General features: G+C 42.8%; 5 protein-coding genes. All 5 read right to left on the bottom strand.

Features of this window, described 5'->3' with window-relative positions:
* Positions 1–53: 53 nt before the first annotated feature.
* On the bottom strand, positions 54–1634 hold the full coding sequence (locus LG34_RS05255) for a glucose-6-phosphate isomerase (RefSeq protein ID WP_109215149.1): 1581 nt from the start codon (positions 1632–1634) through the stop codon (positions 54–56).
* A gap of 132 nt (positions 1635–1766) precedes the next feature.
* On the bottom strand, positions 1767–3785 hold the full coding sequence (locus LG34_RS05250) for an ABC transporter permease (RefSeq protein ID WP_109215148.1): 2019 nt from the start codon (positions 3783–3785) through the stop codon (positions 1767–1769).
* Positions 3778–4545: an ABC transporter ATP-binding protein gene (locus LG34_RS05245; RefSeq protein WP_109215147.1), complete on the bottom strand. Its 768-nt coding sequence runs from the start codon at positions 4543–4545 to the stop codon at positions 3778–3780. Before LG34_RS05245 ends, LG34_RS05250 begins: the two co-directional genes overlap by 8 nt.
* A gap of 372 nt (positions 4546–4917) precedes the next feature.
* Complete coding sequence (locus LG34_RS05240; RefSeq protein WP_109215146.1) at positions 4918–5538, bottom strand: flavin reductase; 621 nt, start codon at positions 5536–5538, stop codon at positions 4918–4920.
* A 148-nt stretch (positions 5539–5686) separates the two neighbouring features.
* The gene (locus LG34_RS05235; protein ID WP_242979806.1) at positions 5687–5977 is read right to left on the bottom strand and encodes a winged helix-turn-helix transcriptional regulator; all 291 of its coding nucleotides are present in this window, start codon (positions 5975–5977) and stop codon (positions 5687–5689) included.
* Between the last annotated feature and the right edge of the window lie 2 nt (positions 5978–5979).

The raw sequence follows: 5979 nt of genomic DNA, 5'->3' as shown, positions 1-5979 counted from the left end.
CTGACCAGAATCACGCACCAAGTCTCACGTGCGTTCGACTTGAATTTCAAAAATTAGATATTCAGCAAATCACTGTATACTTTTAATGCTCCGTCTGTCTCATGCGCAAGTACGCGTTTTGCCAGCACTTTACCAAGCTGTACACCTTCCTGATCGAAGCTGTTTACATTCCATACAAATCCCTGGAACATTACTTTGTTCTCAAAGTGAGCAAGTAAAGCACCCAGTGTCTTCGGTGTCAGCTGCTCGCCGATGATAATGCTGGAAGGACGTCCACCCTCGAAGTTTTTATTGCGGTTCTCATCCGCTTTACCACATGCAAATGCAACAATCTGTGCAGCTACGTTTGCACACAGTTTCTGCTGGCTTGTGCTGTCCTGAATTACTACATCGGTACCGATCTGGTTGTTTTTAAATCCGATAAACTGAAGCGGTACAATGTCAGTTCCCTGATGCAGTAACTGATAGAAAGAATGCTGTCCGTTTGTACCAGGCTCACCGAAGATCACCGGTCCTGTCACATAATCAACCGGCTCGCCGAAACGGTTCACGGATTTTCCGTTGGACTCCATATCAAGCTGCTGTAAATGTGCCGGGAAACGGCTCAGTGCCTGTGAATACGGAAGTACTGCTGTGGACGGATATCCAAGTACGTTACGCTCGTATACACCAATCAGTGCATCCAGCATCTCCGGGTTCTTTAATAAGTCTTTGTTTGTAGCTGTTTTATCTACTTCTGCTGCACCAGCCAGGAACTCTGCAAATACATCCGGTCCGAAAGCCAGAGATAATACAGCGCCACCAACTGCGGAAGAAGAAGAATAACGTCCGCCGATATAATCATCCATAAAGAATGCTGCCAGATAATCATCACTCTTAGCCAGCGGAGATGTCTCACTTGTTACAGCGATCATATGCTTGGAAGCATCCAGACCTGCTTTTGCAAGGGCATCTTTTACGAAAGACTCATTTGTCAATGTCTCTAAAGTTGTACCTGATTTGGAAACCAGAATGAAGATGGAATGTGCCACATCGATGGAATTTAATACTGCTGCTGCATCATCCGGATCAACATTGCTGATGAATTTTGCTTCCATTTTGAATTTGTTATTTACTTTTGCCCAGTTCTCTAATGCAAGATACATTGCACGTGGACCTAAATCACTTCCGCCGATACCGATCTGAACAACCGTTGTAAATTTCTCGCCTGCTGCATTTGTGATCTCGCCTGCATGTACTTTGTTTGCGAAATCAGCGATTCTCTCCTGCTGTGATACATAGAAATCACGTTTGTTTACACCGTCAGCAACTACATCATTGCCAAGCTGACCACGGGTAAGCTGGTGAAGCACCAGACGTTTCTCTCCGGTATTGATCACTGCTCCGTTGTACAGAGACTCATATTTCTCGATCAGCTGTGCTTCCTCAGCAAGTTTTGCCAGAGCTGCAAGCACTTTTTCATCTACTGCTTTTGCAGCATAATTATAAGTAAGACCATCCATCATTGGAATGCTGTAATTTTTTACACGTTCTGCCCCATTTTCCCCGGACATCACTTCTGCCACATTGACAGGCTCTACTTTTTTCAGCTCCTCGTAAGAAGCAAGGGTATCTAAATTTTTCCAGTTAAGCATGATAGATTCCTCCTCGTATCTTTCCTTGTGTTTGTTATAATTCTAACAATCTACGGAAATTATACTATTATCCTGTCCGAAATTCAACCGGACAAATCTATTTTTCTATGCAAAATCGCCTGAAATTGCTTCTTATTTAGACACAATTTTATCATAGGCTTTCGATGTGATACGAAATACCAGATAATAAATAGCTGTAAAAATCAGGATTGTCACAACCAGACAGGTCACAAACAACGGTACATTCGTCAGATTCAGCATAGCCAGCAGCCTGCGGATCATCGGGAATGCTGCTGCCACATGAATCGCAGCCATCACAAGTGGAAGGAAAAATACAATCCGAATCTGGGACTGAATGGTAGCCTTTACTTCCGCATGGCTCATACCAACCTTTTCCATGATAATATAGCGCTCTCTGTCATCATAACCTTCAGAAATCTGTTTGTAGAAAATGATCATCACCGTAACCATCAGGAACATGATGCCAAGGAACAGTCCCAGAAAGAACAGACCGCCGTACAATACATAAAAGTCTTTTTCATTCTCGGTTCTGCTTTCCAGATAACTGGTATGGGTATTTTCACCGGACTCCATGGCTTTGCTCAGTGCTTCTGCGCAGGCCAGTTTTTCTTCTTTTGTTCCATCATATTCGAAGGAAATTTCTGTCTGATACATGCTGAGCATGCTGGAACCATCCGCATTCATTCCGGCTGCTTTCTGAAGATCAAAAATCTGTCGCAATACTGACTCATCCGCAACGACATAGATACTGCCATCCAATACCATAAAAGAATCATTTTCCGATTCGTAGGAAAACGTCTGATCCACCGCATAGGTCTGTCCGTACAGTTGAATCGTGCTCTGATTATAAGGAGTTTTGCTGTAAATGTTTACTTTTCCTGCTTCCGGTTCAGGCATTTCCGATGCTTTCAGGGAACGGTCTGAAGCCAGCAGACTCTCCCTGGTGATAAAAGTAACACCTGTCATATCTGTAGCAGATACATCGACAGAACCGTCCAGCGGTAAAAACTCTGATCCTTTTACTGTCATAAATATCTGAAAGTAACTGTAGACTTCTGAATCTGTTATTTCTCTTCCCTGTGCCTGAATGGTATCCGCCATTTTCTGATAAAGTTCCTGTACATCCACGGTCGGATCCATAGTCTCTGACCGGTCCATATAGTTCACTTCGTATGGATAACAGGCTTTCAGTTCATCATCCACTCCGGCAAACATACTTACTGTCATGGAAATCATAACCAGAACCATCGTAGACAGCACACAGATGCTGGCCAGACCTGCCGCATTCTGTTTCATGCGGTACAGCATACCGGAAACAGCTGCAAAATGCTTTTTGTTATAATAAAATTTTTTATTTTTCCGCAGCATTTTCAAAATGGCGATACTTCCTGCCGTAAAAAGCAGATAGGTTCCGATAATAACCAGCAGAACTGCCAGGAAAAATTTTGTCAGTACTTCCATCGGATTTTCCGTTGTAATGGCAATGTAGTACGCCACTGTCAGACACGTAATACCGGCAATTGCCATCAGTACTTTCGTCTTTGGCTCTTTTTCTCCGACATTTCCGCCACGCAACAGTTCAATCGGATTTGCCAGACGAATCTGTAATAAATTGTATAAAAGTGTCAGAACATATACAAACCCAAAAACCAGAATCGTATATTCAATACCTGCTTTTGCCACATAGAAACTTACACTTTCCTGAAATCCAAGCATGCGGTAAAGCAGCATCAGAATCAGCTTGGAAAATACGATACCGGATAAAACTCCTCCGGCAATGGCGATCACTGCCACAAAAAATGTTTCCTGTCCCAGTACTTTTGCGATATGTCGTTTTTCCATTCCAAGGATATTGTACACACCAATTTCTTTTTTTCGGTTTTTGATAATAAAACTGTTGGTATAGAAGATGAAAATGCAGGCAAAGATGGCAATAATGCCGACACCCATACTCATGATCATTTTCAGATTCGCAGCACCCGGGATCGTCTTCATGCCCGGATTATTATTAATAAAAATCATCAGATAAAACATGGCCACCGTTACAATTCCGGAAATCAGATATGGGAGATATAACTGCCGGTTGTTTCTGATGTTTGTTTTTGCCAGTCGTAAATACAGATTACTCATGTTCTTCACCACCTGTCGTCAGTACTGTCAGCGCATCGGATATCTTCACATAAAGCTGCTCGTTTGTGGCATTGCCACGGTAAATCTGATGGAAGACTTCTCCATCCTTGATAAACAAAATACGGTTTGCATGGCTGGCTGCCTTCGTGCTGTGCGTTACCATGACAATGGTCTGTCCTTCTGCATTGATCTGGGAAAATAGATTTAACAAACTGTCCGTTGCTTTGGAGTCCAGTGCGCCTGTCGGTTCATCTGCCAGCACAAGCTCCGGCCGGGTGATCAGTGCTCTGGCAACCGCCGCCCTCTGTTTCTGTCCGCCGGACACTTCATATGGATATTTTTCTAACAGATCCCTGATACCAAGTTTCTGTGCGATTGGCTGAATCCTCTGTTCCATCTCTCTGTAATCCACACCGGAAAGTACCAGTGGAAGAAAAATATTGTCCTTCAGAGAAAAATTATCCAGCAGGTTGAAATCCTGAAATACAAATCCCAGATGGTTCCGGCGGAAGGCTGAAATTTCTTTTTCCTTTACGGACACCAGGTTTTTGCCATTCAGCAGGACTTCTCCTGCCGTTGGTTTATCCAGTGCTGCCAGAATGTTTAACAGGGTTGTTTTTCCGGAACCGGATTCTCCCATGATCGCCACGTACTCGCCTTTTTCCACGGAAAAGTTGATGTTGCTTAGCGCCTGTACCTGGTTGCCGCCAAATCGTGTCGTGTATATCTTTTTTACATTATTTACTTCCAAAATTGCCATGATAGTCACTCCTTTGCTGTGGTCTGCCCGACATTTCATGATTTTCATAATTTCATGTCTTGCAGAATGTTTTTATTTTTGTTTCAGCATGCTTGTTTCTTTGTTGAGACTATCATAACAAATGGGCGGGGTTCAAGCCATCGATTTGACTTACAGAATCCTTACAAAATTGTAAGATACAGATGTGAATCGGTAAGATAGAAAAAAGGTATATGATTAAACGGTAGGTAATGAAAAGAGAGCAGGATATTTTGCCCCGGCGGCTAACAATCGCCTGCCAGGGAAAATATCCTGCTCTCTTCATCTACGTTCTTTACCTGCGCAAACTGAAAATATTCTCCTTACTCAAGTTTTTCAAATATTACTTGGTGTTTATCCCTCATATATCGGTTCAAAATCACTTGCATCGTGTCCGCAAAGAGGACATGTGTAATCTGCCGGCAATTCACTTCCCTCATATACATAATTGCAGATTTTGCATCTCCATCCAATAATTTTCTTATCCTTGGATATCTCTTTTTTCTTCGGTTTTACACGATTCTGATAATCTGCATAAGTGAGTGGAGCATTGTCATTCAACATCTTAGCATCCGTCACTTCCGCAATAAACAAGGTATGTGTCCCCAGATCACGCTGTTCCACAACTTTACCGCTGATCACAGAACATGCATGCCACCCCATGTACGGGACATTATTATGGTCCGTCGGCAAAGGCAGTTGATCAAATTTGTCCACATCTCTTCCAGACTGAAAACCGAAGTGACTGATTGTCTCAAAGGAACACTGCTCGTCCAATAAACTCAGTGCAAAAATACCACTCTCTTTAATCAACTCACAGGTATAATTACTGTTCAGTACAGAAATAGCAATTCTGATCGGATCATTTGCCACCTGCATACAGGTATTTGTAATGCAGCCATTCACCTTTTCCCCTGAACGTGTTGATAACATAAAAACCCCATACGATAAATTATAAAGTGCCTTCTTCTCCATAAAGTAAATCCCCTCTCCTTTCTATTTTAGTAATAATTACTATTATTATAATAAAATTATATCGTGACGGTATACCTTCTGTCAATATAAAAATAAGCTGATGTATACTTTTCCTTCATATACATCAGCCTATTACAACTGGAAGTTGTCACTCTGTCAGTCGATTCTCCTCGCCCCAGACACAGAGCTGATCCAGCACAGTCATCAGCGATTTTCCTCGTTCCGAAAGCGTATATTCCACCTTCGGCGGGATCTGCGGATACTCGGTGCGGACGATCAGTTTGTCTGCTTCCAGCTCCTTGAGATTCATGCTGAGGGTCTTGTCGGAAATGGTTTTCAGATACCGTTTCAGCTCATTGAACCGCACGGTTTCAAACTCCATCAGACAATAGAGATTCAAGTCGAACGCACGTGAGACTTGGTGCGTGATTCTGGTCAGCG

The organism is Eubacterium ramulus, from assembly GCF_003122485.1.
GTDB classification, from domain to species: domain Bacteria; phylum Bacillota; class Clostridia; order Lachnospirales; family Lachnospiraceae; genus Eubacterium_I; species Eubacterium_I ramulus_A.
Note: the sequence above shows the minus strand (reverse complement) of the source record. Positions and strands in the feature narration are given on the sequence as shown.

What these genes read in the sequence shown, in the direction of transcription:
- LG34_RS05240 (WP_109215146.1), bottom strand. Translation starts at nt 5,538, where the DNA reads ATGGAGAAGAAGGCACTTTATAATTTATCGTATGGGGTTTTTATGTTA.
- LG34_RS05245 (WP_109215147.1), bottom strand. Translation starts at nt 4,545, where the DNA reads ATGGCAATTTTGGAAGTAAATAATGTAAAAAAGATATACACGACACGA.
- LG34_RS05250 (WP_109215148.1), bottom strand. Translation starts at nt 3,785, where the DNA reads ATGAGTAATCTGTATTTACGACTGGCAAAAACAAACATCAGAAACAAC.
- LG34_RS05255 (WP_109215149.1), bottom strand. Translation starts at nt 1,634, where the DNA reads ATGCTTAACTGGAAAAATTTAGATACCCTTGCTTCTTACGAGGAGCTG.